At 58.0% G+C, this 243-nt stretch carries 1 pseudogene; it reads right to left on the bottom strand.

What is annotated here, in order from left to right:
- A pseudogene (locus AC0L2O_RS37370) lies at positions 1–243 on the bottom strand (ABC transporter permease); the annotation flags it as partial.

Raw genomic sequence — 243 nt, 5'->3', positions numbered from 1 at the left:
ATCGGCATGATCGCCGCCAGAGCCAGCCATAGCGGAATGCTGGGGATCGATTGCAGAACTTCGATTATCCGTTGAACGATCAGGTCGAAGATACCGCCGTGATAGCCGGCCAGTCCGCCGATGACAATGCCGAGCAGGAAGCTGAAACTGATGCCGACGAGACCGATTGTCAGCGAAATGCGTGCGCCATAGATGATGCGCGAGAGCACATCGCGCCCCAGCCTGTCAGTGCCGGCTAGAAAG

The organism is Bradyrhizobium sp. Kon10 (genome assembly GCF_055807395.1).
This window is presented reverse-complemented; position numbering and strand designations above follow the sequence as displayed.